At 63.2% G+C, this 26,671-nt stretch carries 22 protein-coding genes; 8 read left to right on the top strand and 14 right to left on the bottom strand.

Annotation, left to right across the window (positions count from 1 at the left end; translation table 11 throughout):
- Nucleotides 1-80 precede the first annotated feature (80 nt).
- The 4 genes from prpF to prpB all read right to left on the bottom strand — a co-directional run bounded on the left by prpF (nt 81) and on the right by prpB (nt 6,189).
- Entirely contained in the window at nt 81-1,280 is a 1,200-nt protein-coding gene (gene prpF, locus I6L32_RS19555; RefSeq protein ID WP_139737028.1) for a 2-methylaconitate cis-trans isomerase PrpF, read from the bottom strand.
- Between the two features lie 157 nt (nt 1,281-1,437).
- On the bottom strand, nt 1,438-4,068 hold the full coding sequence (acnD, locus tag I6L32_RS19550) for a Fe/S-dependent 2-methylisocitrate dehydratase AcnD (protein WP_216944383.1): 2,631 nt from the start codon (nt 4,066-4,068) through the stop codon (nt 1,438-1,440).
- Nucleotides 4,068-5,225, bottom strand: a complete 1,158-nt coding sequence (gene prpC / locus I6L32_RS19545) for a 2-methylcitrate synthase (protein ID WP_216944382.1) — start codon at nt 5,223-5,225, stop codon at nt 4,068-4,070. The genes acnD and prpC overlap by 1 nt, the downstream gene beginning before the upstream one ends.
- Nucleotides 5,226-5,289: 64 nt before the next feature.
- The gene (gene prpB / locus I6L32_RS19540; protein WP_216944381.1) at nt 5,290-6,189 is read right to left on the bottom strand and encodes a methylisocitrate lyase; all 900 of its coding nucleotides are present in this window, start codon (nt 6,187-6,189) and stop codon (nt 5,290-5,292) included.
- A 382-nt stretch (nt 6,190-6,571) separates the two neighbouring features.
- On the opposite strand from prpB, the gene I6L32_RS19535 reads away from it, so the two are divergent.
- Nucleotides 6,572-8,125, top strand: a complete 1,554-nt coding sequence (locus tag I6L32_RS19535; protein WP_216944380.1) for a PAS domain-containing methyl-accepting chemotaxis protein — start codon at nt 6,572-6,574, stop codon at nt 8,123-8,125.
- Nucleotides 8,126-8,227: 102 nt separating this feature from the next.
- Here the strand turns inward: I6L32_RS19535 and I6L32_RS19530 are convergent, their stop codons facing one another.
- Nucleotides 8,228-9,820, bottom strand: coding sequence for a GGDEF domain-containing protein (locus I6L32_RS19530; RefSeq protein ID WP_039038778.1), 1,593 nt, complete (start codon nt 9,818-9,820; stop codon nt 8,228-8,230).
- An 88-nt stretch (nt 9,821-9,908) separates the two neighbouring features.
- Here I6L32_RS19530 and I6L32_RS19525 point away from each other — a divergent pair, with 88 nt between their 5' ends.
- The 6 genes from I6L32_RS19525 to maiA all read left to right on the top strand — a co-directional run bounded on the left by I6L32_RS19525 (nt 9,909) and on the right by maiA (nt 15,455).
- Nucleotides 9,909-10,553 carry a TIGR01621 family pseudouridine synthase gene (locus I6L32_RS19525; protein WP_029314720.1) on the top strand — a complete coding sequence of 215 codons (645 nt, stop codon included), beginning with the start codon at nt 9,909-9,911 and terminating at the stop codon, nt 10,551-10,553.
- Nucleotides 10,550-11,203 (top strand): HAD family hydrolase, encoded by a 654-nt coding sequence (locus I6L32_RS19520; RefSeq protein ID WP_069651423.1) that lies wholly within the window; start codon nt 10,550-10,552, stop codon nt 11,201-11,203. Before I6L32_RS19525 ends, I6L32_RS19520 begins: the two co-directional genes overlap by 4 nt.
- A gap of 239 nt (nt 11,204-11,442) precedes the next feature.
- Nucleotides 11,443-12,597, top strand: a complete 1,155-nt coding sequence (hppD, locus tag I6L32_RS19515) for a 4-hydroxyphenylpyruvate dioxygenase (RefSeq protein ID WP_052814552.1) — start codon at nt 11,443-11,445, stop codon at nt 12,595-12,597.
- The gene (locus I6L32_RS19510) at nt 12,590-13,738 is read left to right on the top strand and encodes a homogentisate 1,2-dioxygenase (RefSeq protein ID WP_119197598.1); all 1,149 of its coding nucleotides are present in this window, start codon (nt 12,590-12,592) and stop codon (nt 13,736-13,738) included. The genes hppD and I6L32_RS19510 overlap by 8 nt, the downstream gene beginning before the upstream one ends.
- A gap of 10 nt (nt 13,739-13,748) precedes the next feature.
- The gene (locus I6L32_RS19505) at nt 13,749-14,747 is read left to right on the top strand and encodes a fumarylacetoacetate hydrolase family protein (protein ID WP_119197599.1); all 999 of its coding nucleotides are present in this window, start codon (nt 13,749-13,751) and stop codon (nt 14,745-14,747) included.
- A 69-nt stretch (nt 14,748-14,816) separates the two neighbouring features.
- Nucleotides 14,817-15,455 (top strand): maleylacetoacetate isomerase, encoded by a 639-nt coding sequence (gene maiA, locus I6L32_RS19500; RefSeq protein ID WP_010675120.1) that lies wholly within the window; start codon nt 14,817-14,819, stop codon nt 15,453-15,455.
- A gap of 72 nt (nt 15,456-15,527) precedes the next feature.
- Here maiA and I6L32_RS19495 read toward each other — a convergent pair whose 3' ends face one another.
- From I6L32_RS19495 to I6L32_RS19475, 5 genes are all read right to left on the bottom strand, one after another.
- Nucleotides 15,528-16,151 carry a glutathione S-transferase family protein gene (locus I6L32_RS19495; protein ID WP_216944379.1) on the bottom strand — a complete coding sequence of 208 codons (624 nt, stop codon included), beginning with the start codon at nt 16,149-16,151 and terminating at the stop codon, nt 15,528-15,530.
- Between the two features lie 128 nt (nt 16,152-16,279).
- On the bottom strand, nt 16,280-16,780 hold the full coding sequence (locus tag I6L32_RS19490; protein WP_216944378.1) for a thioredoxin family protein: 501 nt from the start codon (nt 16,778-16,780) through the stop codon (nt 16,280-16,282).
- 167 nt (nt 16,781-16,947) lie between these two features.
- Complete coding sequence (gene asnB / locus I6L32_RS19485; protein WP_041213050.1) at nt 16,948-18,612, bottom strand: asparagine synthase B; 1,665 nt, start codon at nt 18,610-18,612, stop codon at nt 16,948-16,950.
- A 205-nt stretch (nt 18,613-18,817) separates the two neighbouring features.
- Nucleotides 18,818-19,186: a cupin domain-containing protein gene (locus tag I6L32_RS19480; protein ID WP_039038770.1), complete on the bottom strand. Its 369-nt coding sequence runs from the start codon at nt 19,184-19,186 to the stop codon at nt 18,818-18,820.
- A gap of 141 nt (nt 19,187-19,327) precedes the next feature.
- Complete coding sequence (locus tag I6L32_RS19475; protein ID WP_010675115.1) at nt 19,328-20,077, bottom strand: HAD-IIA family hydrolase; 750 nt, start codon at nt 20,075-20,077, stop codon at nt 19,328-19,330.
- A gap of 201 nt (nt 20,078-20,278) precedes the next feature.
- Between I6L32_RS19475 and I6L32_RS19470 the strand changes: the two genes are divergently transcribed.
- On the top strand, nt 20,279-21,298 hold the full coding sequence (locus tag I6L32_RS19470) for an adenosine deaminase (protein ID WP_216944377.1): 1,020 nt from the start codon (nt 20,279-20,281) through the stop codon (nt 21,296-21,298).
- A gap of 74 nt (nt 21,299-21,372) precedes the next feature.
- On the opposite strand, the gene I6L32_RS19465 is transcribed toward I6L32_RS19470, so the two are convergent.
- The 4 genes from I6L32_RS19465 to I6L32_RS19450 form a co-directional block, all read right to left on the bottom strand.
- Entirely contained in the window at nt 21,373-22,359 is a 987-nt protein-coding gene (locus I6L32_RS19465) for a zinc-binding dehydrogenase (RefSeq protein WP_216944376.1), read from the bottom strand.
- A 140-nt stretch (nt 22,360-22,499) separates the two neighbouring features.
- The gene (locus I6L32_RS19460) at nt 22,500-23,609 is read right to left on the bottom strand and encodes an alkene reductase (RefSeq protein ID WP_216944375.1); all 1,110 of its coding nucleotides are present in this window, start codon (nt 23,607-23,609) and stop codon (nt 22,500-22,502) included.
- 175 nt (nt 23,610-23,784) lie between these two features.
- A complete protein-coding gene (locus I6L32_RS19455) occupies nt 23,785-25,326 on the bottom strand; it encodes a TerC family protein (protein WP_216944374.1) in 1,542 nt (513 codons plus the stop codon).
- A gap of 299 nt (nt 25,327-25,625) precedes the next feature.
- A complete protein-coding gene (locus I6L32_RS19450) occupies nt 25,626-26,552 on the bottom strand; it encodes a cation diffusion facilitator family transporter (RefSeq protein WP_041214996.1) in 927 nt (308 codons plus the stop codon).
- Nucleotides 26,553-26,671 lie beyond the last annotated feature (119 nt).

Genomic DNA, 26,671 nt, shown 5'->3' with positions numbered 1-26,671 from the left:
CATCCAAAAAAGAGCCCTGAGGCAGTCGCCTTGGGGCTCTTTTCGTCTGGCTGGCCTGGTCGGTGTGATGCCGCAGCGGGCTAGAAGGCATCTCCAGGGACCCGCACCCAGCCTTCCATCAGGATGCGGGCGGAGCGGGACATCACCGCCTTGGTGACCGTCCACTGTCCCGCTACCTGCTCTGCCTGGGCTCCGACTCTCAGAGTGCCGGAGGGGTGACCAAAGCGCACCGCTTCGCGCTCGCCGCCCCCGGCGGCCAGATTGACGAGGGTGCCGGGAATGGCCGCCGCCGTGCCGATGGCCACGGCGCAGGTGCCCATCATGGCGTGGTGCAGCTTGCCCATGGAGAGGGCCCGCACCAGCAGATCGATCTCGCCGGCAATAATCTCCTTGCCGCTGGCGGTTCGGTAATCCTTGGCGGGTGCGACGAAGGCAATTTTCGGGGTGTGCTGGCGAGTGGCCGCCTCTTCGGGGCACTTGATGAGCCCCATGCGCAGGGCACCGGCAACCCGGATCGCCTCGAAACGGGCGAGCGCTTTCGGATCTGTGTTGATCGCCTCGCGCAGCTCGGTGCCCTCATAACCGATGTCCTCGGCGTTGACGAACACCGTGGGGATACCGGCGCTGATCAGGGTGGCTTTCAGTACGCCGCTCTTTACAACAGACGCGGGTACCTCCAGATCGTCCACCAGATTGCCGGTGGGGAAGAGGGCGCTGCCGTCTTCACCCTCGTCGGATGGGTCGAGAAACTCCAGTACGATCTCGGCGGCGGGGAAGGTCACCCCGTCCAGCTCGAAATCGCCTGTCTCCTGCACCTGGCCGTTCGTCACCGGCACGTGGGCGAGGATGGTCTTGCCGATATTGGCCTGCCAGATGCGCACCTCGCAGGTGCCGCTCTCCGGGATGCGGGACGGGTCCACCAGGCCGGCGTGGATGGCGAAGGCCCCGGCGCCGGTGGAGAGGTTGCCGCAGTTGCCGCTCCAGTCCACGAATGCCTTGTCGATGGCGACCTGGCCGTAGAGGTAGTCCACATCGTGATCGGGTTGCTGGCTTTTGGAGAGGATCACGCACTTGGCTGTGGAGGAGGTGGCCCCCCCCATGCCGTCCATGTGGGCGCCGTAGGGGTCGGGGCTGCCGATGACCCGCAGGAAGAAGGCATCCCGTGCCGGGCCCGGCTGCTGGCAGCGCTCGGGCAGGTCAGATAAGCGAAAGAAGACCCCCTTGCTGGTGCCGCCACGAAGGTAGGTGGCCGGGATTTTTACTTGTGGTATGTGGGCCATAGAGAGTGTCCTGAAAAGAGTCATAGATCCTGCTCCCTCTGGGAGAAGGTGCCCGAAGGGCGGATGAGGGGGATTTCCCCTCACCCCAACCCTCTCCCAAAGGGAGAGGGTGCTTTATGCCTTCCCCTTTTTCAAAGGGGCGGAGCGGGGTTGCGATTTAGCTTGCGGCCTTTTGCGCAGTCGACGCCAGGAAGTCCTGGGCGAAGCGTTGCAGCACGCCGCCCGCCTCATAGACCGAGACCTCCTCGGCGGTGTCGAGGCGGCAGGTCATGGGCACCTGGATCACTTCGCCGCTGCGACGGCGGATCACCAGAGTGAGATCGGTGCGCGGCTGGCGTGCTCCCACCACGTCATAGGTCTCGGTGCCATCGAGGCCCAGCGTGAGGCGGGTGGTGCCTGGTTTGAACTCGAGCGGCAGCACCCCCATGCCGATGAGGTTGGTGCGGTGAATGCGCTCGAAGCCTTCCGCCGCGATCACCTCCACCCCGGCAAGGCGCACCCCCTTGGCCGCCCAGTCCCGGGACGAGCCCTGACCGTAGTCGGCACCGGCCACGATGATGAGGGGCTGCTTGCGTGCCATGTAGGTCTCGATGGCTTCCCACATCCGCATTACTTTGCCGTCCGGCTCGACGCGGGCGAGGGACCCCTTCTTCACCACGCCGTTCACCACCGCCATCTCGTTGACCAGCTGGGGGTTGGCGAAGGTGGCGCGCTGGGCGGTCAGATGATCGCCGCGGTGGGTGGCGTAGGAGTTGAAGTCCTCCTCCGGCAGGCCCATCTTCGCCAGGTATTCCCCCGCCGCGCTGCCGGGCAGGATGGCGTTGGAAGGGGAGAGGTGGTCTGTGGTGATGTTGTCCGGCAACAGCGCCAGGGGCCGCATGCCGCGCAGGGTGCGCTCGCCCGCCAGTGCCCCCTCCCCCTCTTTTTGCCAATACGGCGGGCGACGGATATAGGTGCTTTGGGGGCGCCAGTCGTAGAGGGGCGCCACCTTGGGGCCATGGTCTTCCTCGAGGGTGAACATGGGGATATAGACCTGGCGGAACTGGGACGGCTTGACCGACGCCTTGACCACGGCGTCGATCTCTTCATCAGACGGCCAGATATCCTTGAGGCGAATCTCCTGACCGTCCACTACCCCCAGCACATCTTTCTCGATGTCGAAGCGGATGGTGCCGGCGATGGCGTAGGCCACCACCAGGGGGGGCGAGGCGAGAAACGCCTGCTTGGCATAGGGATGGATGCGGCCGTCGAAGTTGCGGTTGCCCGAGAGCACCGCCGTGGCGTAGAGGTCCCGCTCGATGATCTCCTGCTGGATGGCGGGATCCAGGGCACCGGACATGCCGTTGCAGGTGGTGCAGGCAAAGGCCACGACGCCGAAGCCGAGCCGCTCAAGTTCCTCGTCCAGTCCCGCCTCTTTCAAGTAGAGGGCGACTGTCTTGGAGCCGGGGGCGAGGGAGGATTTGACCCAGGGCTTGCGCATCAGGCCGAGCCGGTTGGCGTTGCGGGCCAACAGGCCTGCGGCGATCACGTTGCGCGGGTTGCTGGTGTTGGTGCAACTGGTGATGGCGGCGATGATGACGGCGCCATCGGGCAAGAGGCCATCCGCCTCCTGGGCGCGGGCCTTGTCCAAATCCACGGCGATTCCGCGCTCCGCCAGGGCGGAGATCGGCAGGCGACGGTGGGGATTGGAGGGGCCAGCCAGGGTGCGCACCACGGTGGACAAGTCAAAGTGCAGCACCCGCTCGTACTGGGCGCTCGCCAGGGCATCGGCCCAGAGGCCGGCCTCCCTGGCGTAGGTCTCCACCAGTTTCACCTGGTCGTGGTCACGGCCGGTGAGCCGCAAATAGTCGAGGGTCTGCTGGTCGATGAAGAACATGGCCGCGGTGGCGCCGTATTCCGGCGCCATGTTGGAGATGGTGGCGCGATCCCCCAGGGTCAGTGCGGCGGCCCCCTCGCCACGAAACTCCAGGTAGGCGCCGACCACCTTCTGCTGGCGCAGGAATTCGGTGAGCGACAGCACCAGATCGGTGGCGGTGATGCCGGGTTGCGGCTTGCCGGAGAGCTCCACGCCGACGATCGAAGGCAGCCGCATCCAGGAGGCGCGCCCCAGCATCACGTTCTCCGCTTCCAGCCCGCCCACACCCACCGCGATGACGCCGAGGGCATCCACGTGGGGGGTGTGGCTGTCGGTGCCGACGCAGGTATCCGGGTAGGCGAGGCCGCGATCGGCGTGGATGACAGGGGACATCTTCTCCAGGTTGATCTGGTGCATGATGCCGTTGCCCGGCGGGATCACCTCGATGTTCTTGAACGCCTGCTTGGTCCAGTCGATGAAGTGGAAGCGATCCTCGTTGCGCCGATCCTCGATGGCGCGGTTCTTCTCGAATGCCTGGGGGTCAAAGCCGCCACATTCAACGGCCAGGGAATGGTCGACGATGAGCTGCACCGGCACGACCGGGTTCACCTGGGCGGGATCCCCCCCCTGATCGGCGATGGCGTCGCGAAGGCCAGCGAGGTCCACCAGGGCGGTCTGCCCCAGGATGTCGTGGCACACCACCCGTGCCGGGAACCAGGGGAAGTCGCGATCGCGCTTGTTGTGCACTATCTGGCCGAGGCACTCGCCGAGGATGGTCGGATCGCATTTGCGAACCAGGTTCTCGGCGTGGACGCGGGCGGTGTAGGAGAGCCTGTCCCAGGCGCCGGGGGCGATGGCGTTCACCGCCTCCCGGGCGTCGAAGTAGTCAAGCTGTGTGCCGGGCAGGGGCTTGCGATATTGCGTGTTGATCATCACTTGCGCTCCTTGAGCGGCACGAACTGGAGATCCTCCGGGCCGACGTAGTTGGCGCTCGGGCGAATGATCTTGCCGTCGATGCGCTGCTCGATGACGTGGGCCGACCAGCCTGAGGTGCGGGCGATGACGAACAGCGGGGTGAACATGGCGGTGGGCACCCCCATCATGTGGTAGCTGACGGCACTGAACCAGTCGAGGTTCGGGAACATCTTCTTGGCCTTCCACATGGTGGACTCCAGCCGCTCGGCGATGTCGAACATCTTGGTGTTGTGCTGCTCCTGGCTGAGCTCGCGCGCCACCTCCTTGATCACCTTGTTGCGGGGATCTGAGACGGTGTAGACCGGGTGGCCGAAGCCGATGACCACCTCCTTCTTCTCGATGCGGGCGCGAATGTCGGCCTCCGCCTCGTCCGGGTTCTCGTAGCGCTTCTGGATCTCGAAGGCCACCTCGTTGGCGCCCCCGTGCTTGGGCCCGCGCAGGGCACCGATGGCTCCCGTGATGCAGGAGTACATGTCCGAGCCGGTGCCGGCGATGACGCGGCCGGTGAAGGTGGAGGCGTTGAACTCGTGCTCGGCGTAGAGGATGAGAGAGGTGTGCATGGCGCGAACCCAGGAGTCGCGTGGCTTGTGCCCGTGCAGCAGGTGGAGGAAGTGGCCGCCGATGGAGTCGTCGTCAGTCTCCACATGGATGCGTTTACCGTTGTGACTGAAGTGGTACCAGTAGAGCAACACGGAGCCGAGACAGGCCATCAGCTTGTCGGCGATATCCCGGGCGCCCGGGTGGTTGTGATCGTCCTTCTCAGGCGACAGGCACCCCAGCACGGAGACGGCGGTGCGCATCACGTCCATGGGGTGGGCGGAGGGAGGCAACTGCTCCAAGGCGGTCCTCACCCCGGTGGGCAGGCCGCGCAGGGCCTTGAGCTTGGCCTTGTAGGCTGCGAGCTCCGCCACATTGGGCAGATGGCCGTGCACCAGCAGGTGGGCTATCTCTTCAAACTCGCAGCTGGTGGCCACGTCCAGGATGTCGTAGCCACGGTAGTGCAGATCGTTGCCGCTGAGGCCCACGGTGCACAGGGCGGTATTGCCGGCTGCGGTGCCGGAAAGGGCGACGGATTTCTTCGGCTTGAAGCCGGTGGTTTCGGGCAGGGCGCTCATCACATGTTTCCTCATTCAGTCCGTTGATGCGCCAGCCGCCAGCATAAGGCGGCCGGTCGCCGTCTTATTCCTTGGTCGAAAGATCCTGGGTGAACAGCCTGTCCAGGGTCTGCTCGTAGTGGTGGTAACCGAGAAAATCGTAGAGGGACTCCCGGGTCTGCATGGTGTCGACCACGGCGCGCTGGTGGCCGTCGCGGCGAAGCGTCTGATAGACGTTGAGGGCGGCCTGGTTGGCGGCGCGGGCGGCGCTCAGGGGGTAGAGCACCATGTCGACGCCATGCAAGGCGAGCGCCTCCTTGTCAAACAGCTCGGTCTTGCCGAACTCGGTCATGTTGGCGAGGATCGGCACCCCGGCCGCCTGCCTGAAACGGTCGTACTGCTCGAGCTCGGTGACCGCTTCGGCGAAGATCATGTCGGCGCCCGCCTCCACATAGGCGGCGGCGCGCTCCAGGGCCGAGCCCAGCCCTTCCACCGCCAGGGCGTCGGTGCGGGCCATGATGACGAAACTCTCGTCCTGGCGGGCATCCACCGCCGCCTTGATCCTGTCCACCATCTCGGTGACGCTGACCACGGCCTTGTTGGGCCTGTGGCCGCAACGCTTCTGGGCCACCTGATCTTCCATGTGGACGGCGGCCACCCCGCCGCGCTCGAAGGCGCGGATGGTGCGGGCGATGTTGAAGGCGCCCCCCCAGCCGGTGTCGATGTCCACCAAGAGTGGCACCTGGGTGGCAGCCGTGATGCGTTCGGCATCGATGAGCACGTCATTCATGGAAGTCATGCCGAGGTCCGGCAGGCCATAGGAGGCGTTCGCTACCCCGGCGCCGGAGAGATAGAGGGCCTGGAAGCCGCTGCGCTCTGCCATCAGCGCCATGTAGGCATTGATGGTGCCGACAATCTGCAGGGGCTTTTCGTTGGCCAGGGCCGTGCGAAAACGCTTGCCGGCCGAGGGGGAGAGGTGGGACATGGTGACTCCTTTCATGGGGTGCGTGTCTGCTGGATGTGTAGGGTGAACGGTATCATCTCACACTACGTTTACGTTAACGTCAATTATGCTTAGGTCCAAGGTCGTATCAAGTGTGCTCTCCCCTGACGGCCTCCTGGCAACGCCAGTGCCACAGACTCGTTGGAACCATTTTTTGGTGTGATGCATCGTGTGGGAGAGAGGTGAACCTGGGAAAATGCCGAGTGTTTTTTGGCCAAACCTGGGCTTTTGGGGTCAAAATCTTGCGCGGCGTCAAACAGGATGCAAATTGTGTCTCAGCCATCCTCCCCGACTGGGTCTCTGCGTTGCTTGCCCGTAGGCGTTTGGCTACGCTCAGTGGGTGATCAAACAAGGGGTGTGCGCCATGAAGAAAAGCCAGGTTCATCTCATCGACGAAGAGGTGGATTTTCCTGCCAATGAACAGCTGGTCTCCACTACGGACCTGCAGGGTGTGATCACCTACGCCAATGATCACTTCTGCCGGGTAGCGGGGTACAGCCGGGCCGAGCTCATCGGCCAGCACCACAACATGGTTCGCCACCCGGACATGCCCAAGGCTGCCTTTGCTGACCTCTGGGGCAAGCTCAAGCAGGGCAAACCCTGGCGCGGCATGGTGAAAAACCGCTGCAAGGATGGGCGTTACTATTGGGTGGATGCCTATGTCACCCCTATCTTCGAGCAGGGGCGGATCAATGGCTACCAGTCGGTCCGCAGTCGCGCCGCGCCGGAGATGAAAGCCGTGGCCGGGCGCACCTATGCCAGATTGAAGAGCGTGGAGCGGGGGGAGCGAAAGGGCGGATTGAGCCTGCGCCCGATGCGCCACGGGCTGGCCATCATCGGTGTCTTGCTGATGCTGGCGGGGGGGGGCTATCTGATGGGGCCCTGGGGGCCGTTGTTCACCCTGTTGCCTCTCTTGTGGCTGGCCCTGATCTATCGTGACCCCCTCATCACTACCCCCCGTTATCTGCGACAGCTCGCGGACGAATATGACAGCCTGACCCGGCTCATCTATTCGGGGGAGGATGCCAGTGCCATTGCAGACTTCCACATCAAGCTGTTGCAGGCCAGGATCCGCACCGTCCTTGGACGAGTGGACGATGCGACCCTCTCCCTGCAGGATCTCGCGGTGCATCTGAAAACAGCCTCCAGCGAGGCAAGCGCCGACATCGCCGAACAGGATGTCCAGACCCAGCAGGTGGCGACGGCCATCACCGAGATGGCGGCGACAGCCCACGAGATTGCCCGCAATATCCTAGAGACGGACAACCAGATAGCCCAGGCCAAGGCGCACTGCCAACACACCGATCAGCAGCTGGAAGATACCCAGCACAGGGTGACGGAGCTGGCCACCCAGGCAGAGCATGCCTTCACGGCCGCCGTGGCACTGGCGGAGGAGTCGGACCGCATCGGTGTGCTGATGAGCGAGATCCAGGGCATTGCGGATCAGACCAATCTGCTGGCGCTCAACGCCGCCATCGAGGCGGCGCGGGCAGGGGAGCAGGGGCGAGGCTTTGCGGTGGTGGCGGACGAGGTGCGAACCCTCTCCACGCGCACCCACAAGGCGACCGAGCAGATCCAGAGCAGCATAGGCCAGATCCAGCGTACCCTGAACGGCTGGAAGGGAATGATGCAGCAGAACCTGCAACAGACCCAATCCTGCGTGACCCTGACCCGCCAGGGATCAGAGAGCCTGCATCAGGTGCTGGCGGAAATAGAACGGGTGGTGGACCTCTCGGCCCAGATCTCGACGGCGGCAGAGGAGCAGCAGGCGGTGGTGGAGGACATCAGCCGCAACGTCAACGCCATCTCCCAGCACTCCCACACCAACAGCAACAAGATGCAGGACATGGACGCTTCGAGCGACATCCTGCTCACCAAGGCTCGCCAGCTCAAATCCCTGGGGCAGACCTTCGGGTAAGAGCGGTCAGACTCATGCAATGCAGGAAGGCCACCCCTGGGGTGGCCTTCCTGTTTATGGTTTCATGGGGGTATCGGCTCTGTGTGCCGGGAGATGAACCAGTCAGCCGGACTGCTCCGCCAGCGTGATGACGCGGCCACCCTTGTCACAATACATGGCCCTGTCGGCCTGGATGAGCCACTGCTCCGGGCTCCAGTCATGCTGGTAGTGGCTGACGCCGATGCTGATGCCCACCTGCATCGGCTGGTCATTGACCACGAAGGGGGCCTGCATGGCCTGGCGGATCACGGCGGTGACCTCCTCTGCCTGACGGATATCGTAGCCCGGCAGCAGCAGGATGAACTCGTCCCCCGCCAAGCGGGCAAAATAGCACTGGTGGCCGATGGCGTCGTGGATCCGTCGGGCCAGCTGGCAGAGGATGGCATCCCCCTGGCTGTGGCCGAAGTTGTCGTTGATGCGCTTGAAGTCATTGAGATCGCAAAACAGCAGGCAGCCCGGATTGTCGCTTTGCACCTGGTGTTTCAACTGCTCCATCAGGCTCAGGCGATTGGGCAGCCCGGTAAGGGGATCGAGGCGGGCCAGTTGCAGTATCTCCTGCTCTCGCTGCTTGCGCAGGGCCACTTCCTGGTTGAGCCGCTTGTTGCTCATCAGAAGATAGAGGGAGAGCAGCAGGATGAGACCACCAACACCCAGGCTCAGCAGGAACCAGGGACGCCAGAAGATCCACTGTTCTGAGGGAACCTGATAGAGAAAACGGGTCAGGGAGACCGGTTTGGCAAGGAGGCCTATCTCCACCAGCTGCTGCATGATGTGAGCGAAGCGATCCGGATTCATATACCCGATCTCCACATAGAGCGGCTGGATCATCTCCTTGCTCATCTGCAACTCGTATTCCATGTGGGCCTGGCTGCGGTTGACGCCATACTCCGTGCGCAGCAGGGCGATGGCTTCCTCGGGGTGGGTGAGGGCATAGCGCCATCCCTTGAGGCTGGCTGCACGAAAACGTGCCACCCGCTCCGGATTGAGCCGCTCCTGTGCCTGGGTGGTGAAGAGAATGTCGCTGTAGAAATCGATGCCGTAGTTGCGAGGGTTGATGACGGACACCGAGATGCCGCGCTCTTCCAGATAAAAGGGCTCATTGCTCAGATAGGCGTTGAAGATGTCTATCCGGCCGGCGATCAGATCGTCGATGTTGACCGAGGTGGGTACCGGGATGAGCTGGCGCTCGTGAAGCCCCTGATAGTAGAGGGTGGCCAGCAGTTCGGCATCCTGATGACCCGGAAACATCATGATCCGTTTGCCACGCATGTCCGCAACGGTGAGAATGCCGCTGTCGCGGCGTGCCAGGAAGATGGAGGGAGAGTGCTGGTAGACGCTGGCCAGCGCCAGCAGCGGCTTGCCCTGGGCGTAGTGGGTCAGCACCTCGGTGTTGCCGACGCCAAAGTCGGCGCGTCCGGCCAGCACCTCCTGAACCGGACTTATTCCCTTGCCACCTGGCCTTATCTCGACATCCAGACCGGCGTCGGCGTAATACCCCTTGGCCTTGGCCATGTGATAGCCCACAAACTGGGGCTGATGCAGCCAGCGCAACTGCAATACCACCTTCTCCGGCAGATCACGTGTCCGTTCACTGGCCTGGAGGGGCGAGAAGCAAGTGATGCCAAGCAACAACAGCCAAAACAGGCATTTTTTCATTCGTGCGATTCTTGTGCTGAGGGTCCATGAAGATGGCCTGCAGGCCTGCATTCAAGTTGTTAACAAGTAACATTCTAAAGGGTTATACATGTACCGGATACAATTGCAGCACAAAGATTTCATGGTGATCAACAAGCGTCCGGGCATTGGCATGCACGATGATGCGGGCGAGCCGGGTCTCGTCAATCGGGTCAGAATGGATACCGGTCTTGACCTCTATCCGGTCCATCGACTGGACAAGATGACCTCTGGGCTGGTGCTGCTGGCCCGCACCGCCGAAGCGAATCGCGCCCTCAGCATGGCTTTCGCGGCGCGGGAAGTGAGCAAGCAGTATCTGGCACTCTCCGATCGCAAGCCGAAGAAGAAGCAGGGCTGGGTGAAGGGTGACATGGAGAAAGGGCGAGGCGGCAGCTGGATGCTGAGCCGCACCCAGGATAACCCGGCCATCAGCTGGTTCGACTCCGTTTCGGTGCGCGAGGGGCTGCGCCTTTATCGCATCAAGCCCCGGACCGGCAAGACCCACCAGATCCGGGTGGCCTTGAAGAGCGTGGGAGCCCCCATCCTCGGAGATGAGCGTTACGGCGGCACGGCGGCGGATCGCGGTTATCTGCACGCCTGGCGCCTCGCCTTCACCCTGGCAGGTGAGAGCTTCGATCTCGTCTGTCCGCCCGATGAGGGGGCGCTGTTCCTCCTGCCCGAGTTGCATGCCGCCATCGCAGAGATCACCGAATGAGCGCAGCAACCGCGAGAGTCCCAGCCCGCGGCTGGATCCTGGCCGACTTCGATGACACCCTGGCGCCGGATGACAGCCATGCGGGGTTGCTGCGTTTCATCTTGCGCCGCCGTATCTGGCCGCTGCTGCTGTGGCCACTGATGGCGTTCGGTGCCGTGAACTATCTGCTGCCAGGTCAGCGCAGTCGCGGCATTGCACTCATCTGGTGGGCCATCACCCTCGGGCTATCCCCCCTGGCCTGGCGCGCCCTGGTACGGCAGTACAGCCTGACCCGGCCCGGTCTGTATCGGGAGGCGCGAGCCCTCCTGACGGGGGAGGGGCACCGCTGCTGGGTCATCTCCGCCAGTCCCCGCGCCCTGGTCCGTGCCCAGCTCCATCGTCAACTGCCAAGGCTCCCTCACCGCATCATCGGCTCGCGGATGGGTTACCGTTTCGGCGGCCTGGTGCCGCGCTTCTATTGCCATGGCAGGCACAAGCTGCTGCCCGAGCTCCTGACCCTGGAGGCCGCACTCACCCTGAGTGACAGCCTGCACGATCTGCCCCTGCTGGCGTTGGGGGAGCAGGCCTGGCTCATCAACCCGCAAAGGACTCGATTGCTAAAGGCGAGGGCGGTGCTGCCCCATATCGAACCCCGTTATTGGTCGCTGTAAGGCAAAGCTGACAGCCTTGCGGGACGCTAACGAGCGCAGTGCAAGGTTGGGGCTGCTATGTCACATTTCATTTACATTTTTTGGCGCGGATCCCCGCCAAACTATCTGAACGCCGCCCCTTCTCATTCCCTGCGCTCGCCACTCTAATGAAACAAGTTATTAACAATGCCGTGCGGGCTGCCTGTCGAGCCCTTGCGGCGTGAACCGTTTCGTTATCAGTTCATCGCAAGGAGCGCATCATGACCACCCCCTCTTCCCGTACTCACACCATCAACCCCCTTGGCACCGACGGGTTTGAGTTCGTCGAGTACACGGCGCCGGATCTCAAGGGCATTGCGGCCCTCAAGGCGCTGTTCGTCTCACTGGGCTTTGCCGAAGTGGCCAAGCACAGGCACAAGCAGTGCTGGCTCTATCGCCAGGGAGACATCAACTTCGTGGTCAATGCCGAGCCCCACTCCCAGGCGGAGGAGTTTGCCCGGGCCCATGGTCCGAGCGTGTGCGGCATGGCGTTTCGGGTGAGCGATGCCGGCCGTGCCCAGCAGTACGCCATCGGCCAGGGGGCCAAGCCGTTTGTGGGCAAAATCGGCCCCATGGAGCTCAACATCCCCGCCATCTACGGTATCGGCGAGAGTACCCTCTCCTTTGTCGATCGCTATGGCGAGCGGGGCTCCATCTATGACGTGGACTTTATCTTCTACCCCGACTGGCAGGCCCGCATGGCCGAGGTGGACGCGGGGCTCTATGAGATCGACCACCTGACCCACAATGTCCATCGCGGCAACATGAACCTCTGGTCGAATTTCTACGAGCGGATCGGCAACTTCCGGGAAATCCGCTACTTCGACATCGAGGGCAAGCTGACAGGACTGCACTCGCGCGCCATGACGGCCCCTTGCGGCAAAATTCGCATCCCCATCAACGAGTCGGCGGACGACAAGTCCCAGATAGAGGAGTACCTGCGCCAGTACAAGGGGGAGGGGATCCAGCACATCGCGCTCGCCTCTGCCGACATCTATCACACCATCCGCACGCTCAGAGGGCGGGGAACCGGCTTCATGCCGACGCCGGACACCTACTACGAGAAGGTGGACAGCCGGGTCGCGGGTCATCAGGAGGATCTGGCCGCGCTGAAGACGCTGCGCATCCTCATCGACGGCTCGCCGACGAAGGACGGCATCCTGCTGCAGATCTTCACCGACACCGTCATAGGTCCCGTGTTCTTCGAGATCATCCAGCGCAAGGGCAACGAGGGCTTTGGTGAGGGCAACTTCCAGGCATTGTTCGAATCCATCGAGCTGGATCAGATCCGCCGTGGCGTGCTGGACGGATCCACGCAAGGGGAGGTGAACAGTGCCGCGCAGGGCCAGAAAAACGGAGAACCGAGCGATGCGTAACTGGATAAGCTTCCCCCATCGGGAGGGAACCCACTCCCGCCAGGCCCATGCCGATCTGCCGGAGCAGGCCATCTATGAGCGCGAGCTGGGGCGCTTGGGCTTCTTCGGTCCGGCCACCCACATGCACCACAAGCACGCTCCCACCGACTGGGTCAACTGGGAAGGGCCGCTTCGGCCACGGGCGTTTGACTTGAACGATCTGCAGGAGGAGGTGAGCTCCCTCTCCCCCTGGGTGATGCCGGATCTGCTCAGCAACCCCCACTGCCGCTACCGCATCTGGCGCCTGAGCGAGAGGATGCCGTTTCTGGTGCGCAACGCCGATGGCGACGAGCTCCTGTTCATTCACGAGGGGGGAGGCGACTTCTTCTGCGACTACGGCCATCTGACCCTGCGGGAGGGGGACTACGTGGTGATCCCCCGTGGCACCATGTGGCGCATCGAGCCCACCGCACCCCTCTTCATCCTGATGATCGAGGCGACGGAAGACAGTTATCAGCTGCCGGACAAGGGACTGGTGGGCAATCACGCCATCTTCGATCCGGCGGCACTGGACGTGCCCGCCATCAACGAGCGCTTCCTAGCCCAGCAGGATGAAAACCCCTGGTCGCTGCAGATCAAGCGCCACGATCAGGTCTCGGTCGTCACCTGGCCGTTCAACCCGCTGGATGCACAAGGGTGGCACGGGGACTTGTGCGTGGTGCGCCTCAACTGGCGGGATATCCGCCCGCTGATGAGCCACCGCTACCACCTGCCTCCCTCGGCTCACTCCACCTTCGTTGCGAGCCGGTTCGTGGTCTGCACCTTCGTGCCGCGTCCCATCGAGAGCGACCCAGGCGCCCTGCGGGTGCCCTTCTACCACAGCAACGACGACTTCGACGAGGTGCTCTTCTACCACGCCGGGGACTTCTTCAGCCGGGACAACATCAAGCGGGGCATGGTCACCTTCCACCCTGCCGGCTTCACCCATGGTCCCCATCCCAAGGCCTTTGCGGCGGGGCAGGCCCATGCCAAGACCTTCACCGACGAGGTGGCGGTGATGCTCGACACCCGTGATGCCCTGGCCGTCGGCCCGATCTGCGAAGGGGTCGAACACCCCGGTTATGTCACCAGCTGGCAGCGTCCAGAGACGCTCGGCAAATAAGGAATTCGATATGAAACTGGCAACCCTGAACAATGGCAAGCGCGACGGCGCCCTGGTGGTGGTGAGCCGCGATCTGGCGCGCGCCGTCCACGTGACGACCATTGCCCCGACCCTGCAGTCGGCCCTCGACCAGTGGGGAGAAGTGGCGCCGCAATTGGCGAAGGTTTATCAGCGACTCAACGAGTGCGCCTGCCCCGACGCCTTCCCCTTCGATGAGGAGGCGTGCCTCTCCCCGCTGCCTCGCGCCTACCAGTGGATTGACGGCAGTGCCTACGTCAATCACGTGGAGCTGGTGCGCAAGGCCCGCGGCGCCGACATGCCAGAAAGCTTCTGGCACGATCCCCTGATGTATCAGGGAGGCTCTGACAGCTTCCTGCCGCCCCGTGGCCCCATCGTGATGGGCTCCGAGGAGTGGGGCATCGATTTTGAGTCTGAAGTGGCCGTCATCACCGACGACGTGCCCATGGGCACCCGTTCGCAGGGGGCGGCGAGCCACATCAAGCTCTTGATGCTGGTCAACGACGTGAGCCTGCGCAACCTCATTCCCGGGGAGCTTGCCAAGGGCTTTGGCTTCTTCCAGTCCAAGCCCTCCAGCAGCTTCTCGCCGGTGGCTATCACCCCGGACGAGCTGGGGGATGACTGGCGCGATGGCAAGGTCCACCTGCCCCTGGTGACCCACCTCAACGGCGCCCTGTTCGGGCAACCCGACGCCGGGGTGGACATGACCTTCAACTTTGATGAGCTGATTGCCCATGCCGCCAAGACAAGGCCGCTTGGGGCGGGTTGCATCATCGGCTCGGGCACCGTCTCCAACTACGACAGAAGCCGGGGATCCTCCTGCCTTGCCGAGCGGCGGATGCTGGAAATTATCGAGTCAGGTCAAGCCACTACACCCTTTCTGCGCTTTGGTGATACAGTGTCCATCGCGATGCAGGATCGCAACGGGATGAGTCTGTTTGGCACCATTTTGCAGCGGGTCACGCAAGCAACGGCCGAGCGGGCGAGCTAGGAGAGCCCGACCCCTGGAGGGGCGGGCGACACGGCAGGTGGCAGACACCTGCCACCACAGGGACACACTATGCTGCAGTTGTTTGGATATTGGCGCTCATCGGCCAGCTTTCGCGTGCGTTTGGTACTGCAACTCAAGGGGCTCGATTATGAGCAGCACCCGGTCAACTTGCGGCAGGGTGAGCAGAAGGAGAAGGCCTACCGCCGGGTCAATCCCCAGGGGCTGGTGCCGTTTCTCGTGGACGATGACGTGCATCTGGGTCAGTCGGTGGCCATCATGGAGTACCTCGACGAGACCTATCCCGCCTACCCCCTGATGCCCTCCGCCCCCATCGAACGTGCCCGGGTGCGCCAGATCGTCAACATGATCGCCTGTGACACCCACCCCCTCAACAACCTGCGCGTGCTGCACTACCTGGAGCAGGAGTTGGGGCAGAGCAAGATGGCGCGGGATGCATGGTATCGCCACTGGATTGACGAGACCTTCACCGCGCTGGAACAGCTTCTCATGACCACCGCCGGCATCTATTGCGTGGGCAACGAGGTCACCCTGGCGGACTGCATGCTGGTGCCCCAGGTCTACAATGCCCGCCGCTTTGACATGACCCTGGATGACTACCCCACCATTGCGCGCATCGTCGCCAACTGCGAGCAGTTGCAGGCCTTTATCAAGGCTGCCCCCGCCAATCAGCCGGATGCCCAGCCCTGAAGCTGTGCAGACCGGGCCAGCGCGTTGGCCCGGTCTGCCGTCTCTTTCCTTGCCCGGGTTATCTTGCTCGCCTCAGGGCGTGCCATTGGCCCCATAGCGTCGAAACCCCGGCCGCTCTTTCAGTCGCTGGTAGTAGTCGTCCACGGCGGGTAGCGACGGGCGATCATAGGGCGTCTCCAGCCAGCGGTTGACTGACAGCCCGATGGGAATGTCTGCCAGCGAGAAGTGCGGACCGGCCACATATCCTCCGGTTGTTTGAAGCTGTCTCTCCAGGATCTCCATGCAGTGAGACCACAGCAGGCAAGCTGCGTGAAGGGCCTGATGGTCTTGATGCTGGGGGGAGCGCCTCACCAGCGACAGGAAGGCGTAGCGCCAGGCGGTGTTCAAGTCCGATGCCTGCCAGTCAATCCATTGATCGACCCTGGCCCTGGCTCTCGCCTCGGCGGGATAGAGTACATTGGCACCATGGCGCGTCGCCAGGTAGCGGATGATGGTGTTCGACTCCCACAGCGTAAAATCCTCATCCTGAATGACGGGCACCATGGCATTGGGGTTGAGCGCCAGAAACGCCGGGGTGTCCGTGGGTTTGAAGCCGGATCCCCACTCCTCCAGCTCGAAGGGGAGGGCCAGTTCGGCGCAGGTCCACAGTACCTTGCGCACATTGATTGACGACGCCTTGCCCAGTATTCGCAACATCTTTTTCGTCCTTGTCCGGGGTGATGGATGGCCTGTTTGTCGCAGACATGCCACTTCCCTGTTTGCGTAGCCATCAGTGCCCTGCACTGTCACTGACCGTGCGGGGCCCTGTTTTATTGACTGGCGAGTCAGCCGTGGGTGGTTCTGGGCTGGAAATAGGCGATAAATTTGCCGAGTTTCTCACCGTCGTAACTCTTCCCCTTCTCCAGCAGCCCGGTGTTGAAGGACTCAAGCAGCTTGCCCTTGGCATCCAGCACGTAGAAGTGGGGGACCCCCAGATACTCGGGATAGTCTTTCAGGAAGGATTCATTCTTGTTCTGCTCGCTGACGTTCACCTTGACCACCACGAAGGTGCGGTTGAGCTGGCCGGCGAGATCGGGTTCCCGGTCCAGAAAGCGGTTCATCTCCTGGCACCAGCTGCACCATTCGCCCCCCACCAGCAGCAGGACTTTCTTGCCCTCGGCACTGGCCTTGGCGGTAGCGGCGGCGAGATCGCGGGCCGGATCCCGCGTCTCGTCATAACCCTGGCTGTAATCGGGCAGGCTCTGACTCCAGAGGTGGTCGCCCGCGCAGGCGGCGCCATTGAAAAGGAGGGTGCCCAGCATCAGGGGCAGTAACAGTCGTTTCATGGTCTCTTCCTTGTGTCGTTATCTTTGCTTCCAGGCGCAGACAATGTGACACGGGGCGTTTCCTGCGCCAAGCCGCAAACAGGGAAGGGGAAGGCAAAAAGCGGCAATGGAATGGCAGAAAACAACAAAGCCCCTCGAGAGGGGCTTTGTATTCAGGTCAGGGGCGATCAGTAACCCTGCTGGTGGACGTCCATCACGGCGCGACCGGAGGGGTCGGCCATCTCCTTGAACTTGGCATCCCACTCCAGTGCCGTCGGGGTGGAGCAGGCGACCGACTTGCCGTAGGGCACGGTGCGGGCGGCGGACTCCAGCGGGAAGTGCTCGTCAAAGATGGCGCGGTAGTAGTACGCCTCCTTGGTGAGCGGGGTATTGACGGGGAAGCGGAAGGCCGCGGCCTCGAACATCTGATCCGTCACCTCTTCCTCGACCATGGCTTTCAGGCTGTCAATCCAGGAGTAGCCCACACCGTCGGAGAACTGCTCCTTCTGACGCCACGCCACTTCGTGGGGCAGCAGATCCTCGAAGGCTTCCCGCAGGATGTGCTTCTCGATCTTGCCCTTGCCGCACATCTTGTCGGCGGGATTGAGGCGCATCGCCACGTCCATGAACTCCTTGTCGAGGAAGGGCACGCGGCCTTCCACGCCCCAGGCGGCCATGGACTTGTTGGCCCGCAGGCAGTCATAGAGGTGCAGGGAGGCGAGCTTGCGCACGTTCTCCTCGTGGAACTCACGGGCGTTGGGGGCCTTGTGGAAGTAGAGGTAGCCGCCGAACAGCTCGTCGGAGCCCTCTCCCGACAGCACCATCTTGATCCCCATCGCCTTGATGTAGCGCGCCATCAGATACATGGGCGTGGAGGCGCGGATGGTGGTGACGTCATAGGTCTCGAGGTGATAGATGACGTCCCGCAGGGCATCCAGCCCTTCCTGCACGGTGAAGTGGATCTGGTGGTGAATGGTGCCCAGGTGATCGGCCACCTTGCGGGCGGCAGCGAGATCCGGCGACCCTTCCAGACCGACGGCGAAGGAGTGCAGCTGGGGCCACCAGGCTTCGCTCTTGCCATCGTCTTCCACCCGGCGGGCGGCATAGAGCTTGGTGATGGCGGAGATGACGGACGAATCCAGACCACCGGAGAGCAGCACGCCATAGGGCACGTCGCACATCAGCTGGCGCTTGACCGCCGCTTCCAGGGCCGCTTTGAGCTCGGCCTTGTCGCTGACGTTGTGCTCGACCGGCGCGTATTCCATCCAGTCGCGTTTGTACCAAGTTTTAAGCTCGCCATCCTTGCTCCACAGGTAGTGTCCCGGCGGGAAGGTCTCGACGCTCTTGCAGACCGGCACCAGGGCCTTCATCTCGGAGGCGACGTAGAAGTTGCCGTGTTCGTCGCGGCCGGTATAGAGGGGGATGATCCCCATGTGGTCGCGACCAATCAGGTAGGCATCCTGCTCGGCGTCATAGAGGATAAAGGCGAAGATGCCGTTCAGATCGTCCAGAAACGCCGGGCCTTTCTCCTTGTAGAGGGCCAGCAGCACTTCACAGTCGGAGTGGGTCTGGAACTGGAAGTCGACCTTGAGGTTCTTCTCCAGCTCCTTGTGGTTGTAGATCTCGCCGTTGACGGCCAATACGTGCGTGCGCTCGGGGTTGTAGAGAGGCTGTGCGCCGTTGCCCGGATCGACGATGGCCAGGCGCTCGTGCACCAGGATGGCCTTGTCGGAGCTGTAGACGCCGGACCAGTCAGGCCCGCGGTGACGCAGTCGCTTGGACATCTCCAGGGCCGATTTGCGCAGGGCAGTGGCGTCGGTCTTGATGTCCAGAATGCCGAAAATAGAACACATTGGCGGTAATCCTCTTGATTTTTATATGAGCCCCCCACGTTTGGGCTCGAAATTCCATTTACATTCCTCGCCAATCACAATGCCTAGCGGAAAACCCTTTTGCAAGCGGGAAAACCGCAGAAAATCATGCCGTAAGCGTCAAGTTGCGCAGGGGATGGCGGCCGTCCGGCCGCCTGAAGAGAGAGGGTCAGGGTTGACGTGCGCGTCAAGTCGCGGCGGGTTCGAAGATCACATAGAGCTTGCGGCAAGGGGTGAGGGTCTCCCACTGCCCGACAAAACCGGCGGGAATGACGAACTGATCCCCCGGTTTTAGGTGCAGCCGGCCGCCTTGCTCATCGTGGATCACCGCCTCCCCTTCCAGCATCTGGCAGTATTCGTGTTCGGTATAGTGAACGGCCCAGCAGCCCGGCTCGCAAGCCCAGAAGCCCACGTGAAACTGCTGGCTCGGGTCGGAGTAGTGGTTCCATGCCGTCTGGCTCGGCGTTCCGGCCCTGATACGCTCGGGGGCTGGCATCATCGGGGTGGGGGAGACAGTGTGCTTGTCCAGCAGGATCCAGTCGTTCAGGCTCTTCATGGTGCGTCCTTGAGTGGCGAAGGAGCATCCTGCTCCCGTTTAGTTTGTTTAACGATGTTGCGCTTACGTTAAACGAAACGGGCCCCCTTTGCCAAGGGGGCCCGTGCAGGCTGAAGGCTACCGGAAGGGCGGCACCCGGGATCAGACGATGTCGATGTCTACCACGGAGTCAAAGATGTGGTTCGGTCGAAACGGCATGCGGTCGATGTCCGCCACCTTGCTCACCCCGGAGAGCACCAGCACCGTCTCGAGACCGGCCTGGAAGCCTGCCAGGATGTCGGTGCGCAGGTTGTCGCCGATGATGATGGTGTCGTCGGAGTGGGCCTCCATCCGGTTGAGGGCCGCGCGAATGATCCAGGCGCTCGGCTTGCCGACGTAGAAGGGCTTCTTGCCGGTCATCCGCTCGATGGGGGCACACAGGGCGCCGCAGGCCGGGTACATCAGGGGGCCGTGGGTGTCGGGGTTGGTGGCGATGAAGCGGGCCCCCTGATCCACGAACTTGGCGCCCTGCTGCATCATGGTCCAGTTGTAGTTGCGGGTCTCCCCCACCACCACGAAGTCCGGGTCGATATCGGTGATGGTGAAGCCGGCTTTATAGAGCTCGTGGGTCAGGGCCCCTTCGCCAATCACATAGGCCTTTTTGCCATCCTGGCGCTTGAGAAAGTCGGCGGTGCCCATGGCGGAGGTGTAGAAGCACTCCTCGGGGACCTCTATTCCGGCGGAGCGGAAGCGGTTTTGCAGATCTTTCTGGGTCTGGGCCGGGTAGTTGGTGAGGAACAGGAGCTTGCTGCCCTGCTCCAGCAGGCGGTGGACGAAGCGGTCGGCGCCGGGAATGAGATCGTTGTTGTGCAGGATGACGCCGTCAATGTCACAGATGACGTTTTTCTTCATGAATTCTCCTTGTAGGGCGCAAGAGCGGGGACAGGGCATCCCTCTGTTCGTCTCTTCAATCGGTTATGGTTTTTGTGCCGCCATTATAAGGCCCTTTGATGACAAGTCTCCTCCGGCGGGCCAGATGGGTGCACAATGAAGGCGAAGGGAGGGCGCCGCCCCGGTGGTGCCCGCACGGAGTCTGACGATGGAGCCGTCATCATGGAGCACTTTATTGCCGGCTTGCCCAAGCTGGAACTGCACCTGCATATCGAGGGGACCCTCGAACCCGAGCTGATGTTCGCCATCGGCCAGCGCAACGGGGTGGCGCTGCCCTGGCCCGATGTCGACAGCCTGCGCGCCGCCTATGAGTTCGACGGCCTGCAATCCTTCCTCGATCTCTACTACCTCGGTGCCAGCGTGCTCATCCACGAACAGGACTTCTTCGACCTCACCTGGGCCTATCTCGAGCGCTGCGTTGCCGATCACGTAGTGCACGTGGAGATCTTTTTCGACCCTCAGACTCACACCGCCCGCGGGGTGCCTTTTGCCACCGTGCTGGGGGGCATCGAGCGGGCGTTGCAGGCTGGCGAAGCAGCCTTTGGCATCAGCTGGCGTCTTATCATGAGCTTCCTGCGCCACCTGAGTGAAGAGGCGGCATTCGCCACCCTGGCAGAGGCCACGCCGCACCTGGCGCGCCTGCACGGGGTCGGCCTCGATTCGGGGGAGCGGGGCAACCCGCCCAGCAAGTTTGCCCGGGTCTTTGCCCGGGCCAGGGAACTGGGGCTGCCGGTGGTGGCCCATGCCGGCGAGGAGGGACCTGCGGACTACATCTGGCAGGCGATCCGGGAGCTCGGGGTGCAACGCATCGATCACGGGGTGCACTGCGTCGAGGATCCCGCGCTGCTGAGCTATCTGGCGGATACCCGGTTGCCCCTCACCGTCTGCCCGCTCTCCAACGTGCGCCTCAGGGTGTTTGACCAGATGGCCCACCACAATGTGCTGAGGCTGCTGGAGCAGGGGCTCTGCGTCACCGTGAACTCCGACGATCCCGCCTATTTCGGGGGATACCTGGGGGCCAACTTCCAGGCCCTGGCCGACGGGCTTGGCGCCAGCCAGGAGCAGCTGTGCCGCCTTAGTCTCAATGCCGTGGAGGCGAGCTGGCTGAGCCTTGCGGACAAGGTGCGCCTGACCCGGGACATTCGCCTCCATGCCGCCCTGCACGGGGTGAGCCTGCACTGAGCAGGCCGCCTTGCACACCTTGAATGGAGGAGGCCCGCCATGGCGGGCCTCTTTGTGCCATCGTTGGGCGGGTATCAACCCACCCGCACCAGATACTTTTCCCCTTGTCCCTCCTGCTTGACGCGAGTGAGAAGGGAGGGCAGGGCGTCGAAGTCGCCCACCACCAGCGGCGGCAGGGTCAGCTCGCCGCTCGCCATCTGCGCCATCATGGCGACACCGGCCGCCACCAGACGGCTCCACTGTTTGTCCGAGCCAAAGGCGTGCTGGGCGCCGAGGGCAATCTCGTGCAATGAGTGGCAATGGCTAAAGGCGGGCAGCGGGTTGCGCGCGATGCGCCCGAGCACCGTCACCATGTGGCCGTAATAGCCAAGGGCTGGCAGCAAGGCTTCTGCCTGCTGGCTGGAGACCAGATCGATGATCCCCTCGAAGGGTTCACCGCCGTTGGCGGCCTGCAACTGGGCCAGCCAGTCGGGATCCCGATAGTCCGCCACCCCCTGCACGCCTAGCTGTTTGAGCCACTGGTGGTGGCGCGGGCTGGCGCTGGCAAAGACGCGGGCCCCCTTCTGGAGGGCAAGTTGCACCGCGAAGCGGCCGACACTGCTGCCAGCCCCCGTGATGAGCAGGGCCTCCCCGTGCAGGTGAGGCAGCTTGGCCAGCGCCTGCCAGGCGGTGAGGCCGGGGCAGGGGAGCGCGGCGGCCGCCTCGTCGCTCAGGGCATCGGGCACCGGCATCAGGGCGCGAGCCGGCACCAGGGTGTGGCGGGCAAAGCTGCCGCCGTGGCGCAAGTCGGTGTGATAGGCGACCCGGGTGCCGGGGCGCAGGTGGGTGACGTTGGCCCCCAGTGCCACCAAGGTGCCCATGCCATCGACGCCGGGCACATGGCCTGGCTGCCAGTGGGGATGGCCCTGTTCGATGAGTTTCCAGTCCACCGGATTGAAGGCGATGATCCGGTTGGCGACGAGGACCTCGTCGGGCCCGGGGGTGGGGAGCGCTTGCCGGGTGAGAGTGAGCTGGTCCGGTTCGCCGGGGGCGTGCCAGCACCAGGCCTGGGTATGGGTCATGGTGACTCCTTGAAAGAGAGGGGGCGCAGATTGAGTCATATGGCGTAACAATGTCTTGAGTTGTTGTTGCACTGGCAAGACAACCAGGCGGACCCCACGCTGGTGGGGTCCGCCCGATAAGGCGTTCGGCGCGAGCCGCCTTATGCCCGCTCTGCCCCATAGACGGGGTAATCGGTCAGCCCTTTCTCGCCGCCGCCAAACAGGGTGGCGGGATCATGGGGGGCGAACGGATGGCCGTGGCGCAGGCGGTTCGGCAAGTCGGGGTTGGCCACGAAGGGGCGACCGAAGCCAATCATGTCGGCCCAGCCCGCCTCGATGGCGGCGCGGGCACGTTCCCCATCGTACTTGCCGGCGTAGATGAGGGTGTTGGGGAAGGCGTCGCGCAGCCCCTGCTTGAAGCTCTCCGCCATCAGGGGGGCGTCGTCCCAGTCCGCTTCGGCGACGTGCAGATAGACCACGCCGAGCTTGCCCAGCAGGCGCGCGGCGGCCAGATAGGTCTCCTGGGGGTTGGCATCCACGGTGCCGTTGAGGGTGGTGAGTGGCGCAAGGCGTACCCCGACCCGGTCGGGACCGATCTCGTCACAGACCGCCTCGGTCACCTCTTTGAGGAAACGCAGCCGGTTTTCGAGCGAACCGCCATAGCCGTCGGTGCGGGTATTGGACTCGGAGTCGAGGAATTGGTTGATGAGGTAGCCGTTGGCGGCGTGCAACTCGATGCCGTCAAAGCCCGCCTCCATGGCGTTGCGGGCGGCCTGGCGAAACTGCCCCACCACGGCGTCGATGTCGGCCTGGGTCATGGCGCGCGGGGTGACGGTCTCCACAAACCCCGGGGCATCGCTGCCGTTGTCGACGAACACCTTCACTCCCTTGGCCTGGATGGCGGAGGAGGAGAGGGGCTGGGCGCCGCCGATGTTGTCAGGATGGGTGACCCGGCCCACGTGCCAGAGCTGGGCGAACATGATGCCCCCCTCGGCGTGGACGGCATTGGTTACCTGCTTCCAACCTGCCACCTGCTCGGCGCTGTGGATGCCCGGCGTCCAGGCGTAGCCCTTGCCCAGGGGATCTATCTGGGTGCCTTCGCTGATGATGAGGCCGGCCCCGGCACGCTGGGCGTAGTAGGTCGCCATCATGGCGTTGGCCACGTCCCCGGGCTGGCTGGCGCGGGAGCGGGTCATGGGGGGCATGACGATGCGGTTGGCAAGGTGCAGCTGGCCGAGGCGAAGGGGGCAGAACAGGGGATCGTGGTGCATGATGGATTCCTCAATCTTTGGGAGTGAGGTGACTTTAGAGGGGATTGTTATTGTGAAAAAGAGGGGGGATTGCAGAAGAGAATTGCCGTTATCGCAGCAATGGCCCGGGAGGGGCCGGGCTCGGGCCAGAAAAAAGAGGGCCAAAGGCCCTCTTTTGCTGCATTGCCACCGATGATCAGGGGGAGAGTGGGGTGACCCGTACTCGCTCGATGCGCCGCTCGCTCACGGCCATGACCTCGAAGCAGAACTGGCCGAGGTGCAACTGCTGACCGACGTCGGGCAGGCTGCCGAAGTGGGAGAGCAGCATGCCCGCCAGGGTCACGTACTCGTCGCTCTCGCTCACCAGCCCGTCGCAGTTCAGTGCCTGCTCCACCTGATGGATGTTGGTGGTGCCGTGGATGAGCCAATGCTCGCCCTCGCGCACCACATCGGGGGTCTCGTCCTCGTCCGGCAGCTCGCCGACGATGGCCTCCAGCAGATCGTGGTTGGTGACCAGCCCCTGGATGACGCCAAACTCGTCCGTCACCAGAATGAGGCTGCCCCTGGCCTGGCGCAGCTCCGCCAGCAGCCGGATCACGTTGATGGTCTGGGGCACGATGACGGGCTCGTTCTGTCTGGCTAGTGCTGCCAGGGATTGCCCCTCGTTGAGGGCAAACAGCAGATCCCGAGCCTTGACCACCCCGATGATCTCGTCCAGCTCCCCGTCACAGACCGGGAACAGGCTGTGGGGGGCCCGTTGCAGCAGGGCACGGATCTCGTCCTCGCTGTCGCTGACGTCGATCCACTCCATCTCGGAGCGTGGGGTCATGATGGTGCGAATGGAACGCTCGGCCAGCGACAGCACGCCGCTCACCATGTAACGCTCCTCTTCACCGAAACCGGGGGGCAGGGGCTGAGCCTGCACCTCTTCTTCGTCCTCCTGCGGGTGGGCTGAGCGCTTGTTCCCCCCCATCAGCTTGAAGATGGCGGCGGTGGTGCGCTCGCGCAGGGGCTGGCGAGCCTCATGGCGCAGGGCACTGCGCTGGGAGAGCTGGTTGAAGAATTCGATCAGCACCGAGAAGCCGATGGCCGCGTAGAGGTAACCCTTCGGAATATGGAAGCCGAACCCTTCCGCCACCAGGCTAAAACCGATCATCAGCAGGAAGCTCAGACAGAGTACCACGACGGTGGGGTGGGCGTTGACGAAGCGGGTCAGTGGCTTGGAGGCGAGCACCATCACCAGCATGGCGATGGTCACGGCCGCCATCATGACGCCGAGGTGATCCACCATGCCGACGGCGGTGATGATGGAGTCCAGGGAGAAGACCGCATCCAGCACCAGGATCTGGGCGATCACCACCCCGAACCCGGCATAGACGCCGGTGCCGCCTTGCTCCTCGGGCTTGGCCTCGAGTCGCTCATGCAGCTCGGAGGTGGCCTTGAACAGCAGGAAGAGTCCGCCTCCCATCAGGATGAGATCCCGACCGGAGAAGGGGTGATCCCAGATGTGCAGCAGAGGAGCCGTGAGGGTGACCAGCCATGACATGATGGTGAGCAGTCCCAGGCGCATCAGCAGGGCCAGGGAGAGACCGATGATGCGCGCCTTGTCCCGCTGGGCGGGGGGCAGTTTTTTCACCAGGATGGCGATGAAGACCAGGTTGTCTATCCCGAGAACGATTTCCAGGATGATCAGGGTAAGCAGACCGACCCAGATTGACGGGTCCAGCAAGAATTCCATGTGATTGACCTCAATGAAGACAGATGCAGTGAATCGTGGTCACGGCGTGGCCGTGGTGACGGAGACGATCGCTTCAGAGGCGTTGGTTGAGCAGGTACAGATAGGCTTTGATGGGAAAAGACGAAGGGCTACTTCGGGGATTGTCCATGATGGGCAATAAAACCTCGGGTCAAAAGTGAGCCCTGATGATAACGACTCGCCGCCATTTGGCAAGGGGGTCTGGACGCGCAGGGGGAGGCGCTCGCCCAACAGGGCAACAGGGACAGGCGGAGCTTGCCAGGCAAGCCCCGCCGTGCGGCTTACAGCCAGCGTTTCTCGCGGGTGAAGCAGACCGAGAGCCAGGCGTCTCCCAGGGTGTCGCCGAGGCGGGACCAGAGCTCCTGGCGCAGGGCATCCTGGCGTTCGACGGGCCACTCCTGGCCGGGGGCCACCAGGATGTTGAGTTCGAGATCGAAGCGGCGGCCGCTTTTTGCCAGGTGGCTGTAGCACTCGACCCCATGGCGCAGGCGCAGGGCTTCGACTTCGCTGGCCACCAGCCGGGAGACATCCCCCTTGGGGGCAATCTTCAGCACTTCCCGCAGGTTGCGACCGAGCACCTTGATGGGGATGAGGGTGGCACACAGGGCCAGCAGCGAGACCAGCACCGGGTCTATGTAGCGGTTGTAGTGGCCGTAACCCAGGGTATCGAGCCCGATGGCGACCAGAAAGCCGATGAGCAGGGTGGCGCTGAGCAGGGTATCCACCAGCCACTCCTTGGAGTCCACCCGCACCAGCTCGGAGTTGACCCGCTCGGCCACGTCGGCCTCGATGAGATAGAGGATGCCGCAGAAGAAGGTGGAGACGACGGCATAGATGAGGGCGTGGCCGAGATCGATCTCCCGTCCTCCTGCCAGCAGGGAGGTGATGCCGCCATAGAGGGCGCCGAGGCAGAGCAGCAGAATGATGGCGCCGTTGATGACGTTGGCGATGGGTTCGAAGTGGGCGTAGCCGTATTGGAAACGGGCGTCGGAGGGGCGGGTGACCAGGTAGGCGGTGATGAGCCCAAGGCCCGTCATGCCCATGCTGAACAGGGTGAAGATGCCGTCCAGCATGATGGCGTTGGAACCGACGAACAGACCATAGCCGATCCCGAAAATGGCAAAGGTGATGCAACCAAACAGCGACAGGGTCAGCGCCTGTTTTTCGGTGCGAATAAGCGTACTGATAACATGGCTGTAGTGAGCCATAAAAGTCCTCCTTTCAAATGGTGAAGATTGCGCGCGCAAGCGGTTTTCTAGCTGATATACTGCCCGCTCACATGTGAGCGGACTGGTTCGGACACCCGCAAAGAGGCAGGTCCGAACGG

Origin of the sequence: Aeromonas sp. FDAARGOS 1402 (assembly GCF_019046925.1) — a bacterium.
Lineage (GTDB): Bacteria > Pseudomonadota > Gammaproteobacteria > Enterobacterales > Aeromonadaceae > Aeromonas > Aeromonas caviae.
This window is presented reverse-complemented; position numbering and strand designations above follow the sequence as displayed.

Excerpts from the sequence above, each read along its gene's own strand:
- hppD (WP_052814552.1), top strand. The coding sequence starts at position 11,443 with ATGACCACCCCCTCTTCCCGTACTCACACCATCAACCCCCTTGGCACC.
- I6L32_RS19450 (WP_041214996.1), bottom strand. The coding sequence starts at position 26,552 with ATGGCTCACTACAGCCATGTTATCAGTACGCTTATTCGCACCGAAAAA.
- I6L32_RS19510 (WP_119197598.1), top strand. The coding sequence starts at position 12,590 with ATGCGTAACTGGATAAGCTTCCCCCATCGGGAGGGAACCCACTCCCGC.
- I6L32_RS19470 (WP_216944377.1), top strand. The coding sequence starts at position 20,279 with ATGGAGCACTTTATTGCCGGCTTGCCCAAGCTGGAACTGCACCTGCAT.
- prpB (WP_216944381.1), bottom strand. The coding sequence starts at position 6,189 with ATGTCCCACCTCTCCCCCTCGGCCGGCAAGCGTTTTCGCACGGCCCTG.
- I6L32_RS19480 (WP_039038770.1), bottom strand. The coding sequence starts at position 19,186 with ATGAAGAGCCTGAACGACTGGATCCTGCTGGACAAGCACACTGTCTCC.
- I6L32_RS19505 (WP_119197599.1), top strand. The coding sequence starts at position 13,749 with ATGAAACTGGCAACCCTGAACAATGGCAAGCGCGACGGCGCCCTGGTG.
- asnB (WP_041213050.1), bottom strand. The coding sequence starts at position 18,612 with ATGTGTTCTATTTTCGGCATTCTGGACATCAAGACCGACGCCACTGCC.
- I6L32_RS19490 (WP_216944378.1), bottom strand. The coding sequence starts at position 16,780 with ATGAAACGACTGTTACTGCCCCTGATGCTGGGCACCCTCCTTTTCAAT.
- I6L32_RS19525 (WP_029314720.1), top strand. The coding sequence starts at position 9,909 with ATGTACCGGATACAATTGCAGCACAAAGATTTCATGGTGATCAACAAG.
- I6L32_RS19465 (WP_216944376.1), bottom strand. The coding sequence starts at position 22,359 with ATGACCCATACCCAGGCCTGGTGCTGGCACGCCCCCGGCGAACCGGAC.
- acnD (WP_216944383.1), bottom strand. The coding sequence starts at position 4,068 with ATGATCAACACGCAATATCGCAAGCCCCTGCCCGGCACACAGCTTGAC.
- I6L32_RS19535 (WP_216944380.1), top strand. The coding sequence starts at position 6,572 with ATGAAGAAAAGCCAGGTTCATCTCATCGACGAAGAGGTGGATTTTCCT.
- prpC (WP_216944382.1), bottom strand. The coding sequence starts at position 5,225 with ATGAGCGCCCTGCCCGAAACCACCGGCTTCAAGCCGAAGAAATCCGTC.
- I6L32_RS19460 (WP_216944375.1), bottom strand. The coding sequence starts at position 23,609 with ATGCACCACGATCCCCTGTTCTGCCCCCTTCGCCTCGGCCAGCTGCAC.
- prpF (WP_139737028.1), bottom strand. The coding sequence starts at position 1,280 with ATGGCCCACATACCACAAGTAAAAATCCCGGCCACCTACCTTCGTGGC.
- I6L32_RS19495 (WP_216944379.1), bottom strand. The coding sequence starts at position 16,151 with ATGTTGCGAATACTGGGCAAGGCGTCGTCAATCAATGTGCGCAAGGTA.
- I6L32_RS19455 (WP_216944374.1), bottom strand. The coding sequence starts at position 25,326 with ATGGAATTCTTGCTGGACCCGTCAATCTGGGTCGGTCTGCTTACCCTG.
- I6L32_RS19475 (WP_010675115.1), bottom strand. The coding sequence starts at position 20,077 with ATGAAGAAAAACGTCATCTGTGACATTGACGGCGTCATCCTGCACAAC.
- maiA (WP_010675120.1), top strand. The coding sequence starts at position 14,817 with ATGCTGCAGTTGTTTGGATATTGGCGCTCATCGGCCAGCTTTCGCGTG.
- I6L32_RS19520 (WP_069651423.1), top strand. The coding sequence starts at position 10,550 with ATGAGCGCAGCAACCGCGAGAGTCCCAGCCCGCGGCTGGATCCTGGCC.
- I6L32_RS19530 (WP_039038778.1), bottom strand. The coding sequence starts at position 9,820 with ATGAAAAAATGCCTGTTTTGGCTGTTGTTGCTTGGCATCACTTGCTTC.